Raw genomic sequence first — 587 nt, 5'->3', positions numbered from 1 at the left:
TCCGCGGTGTTGAAGCGGATCGTCTGGCTGCCGTTTTCGATGTCGGCGCGCTCGCTGGTGACCGTGAAGGTCACCGGGGCGGTGCCGACCCAGCGGCGGACGGTCCACGAACCGTCGTACTGCACGGTCGCGACCGACGGCGCGGCGTTCGTGCCGTCGCTGATCGAGACCTTCGACCAGGTCGTGCCGGTGCCGGTGAAGGTCACCCAGCCCGCGACGTCGTGGCTGGCACCGTCGAGCGGTGCCGTGACGACGAGGTCACCCTGGGCGACCCGGTCCGAGAACAGACGCAGGGTCTGCTTCGTCTCGTCACCCGTGACCGGGGTGTGGGTCACGGTGAAGGTGATGAACCCGTTGCCGAGCCAGCGCTGGATGCTCCAGCGGCCGCGGCTGTCGACCTCGGTCTCCAGCGGCGCCAGACCCGGTGCCGCGATCGTGACCTTGTCACCGGTCGTGCCGGTGCCCGAGATCGCGACGTTGCCCGGGGTGAAGGTGCCACCATCGGTGTGGCTGCCGATCGTGAATCCGTCCGTGGCCTCGCCGACGTTGAACTCGAGCGTCTCGCTGCCGTTGGCGATGCCGCCACG

Annotated in this window: 1 protein-coding gene; it reads right to left on the bottom strand. The window is 69.3% G+C overall.

What is annotated here, in order from left to right; genetic code table 11:
• Positions 1-587 (bottom strand): hypothetical protein (locus IFT51_RS14745; RefSeq protein WP_192061844.1); only part of this gene is annotated, 587 nt, incomplete at both ends.

Origin of the sequence: Frigoribacterium sp. CFBP 13712 (genome assembly GCF_014842255.1) — a bacterium.
Classification (GTDB): Bacteria; Actinomycetota; Actinomycetes; order Actinomycetales; family Microbacteriaceae; genus Frigoribacterium.
This window is presented reverse-complemented; position numbering and strand designations above follow the sequence as displayed.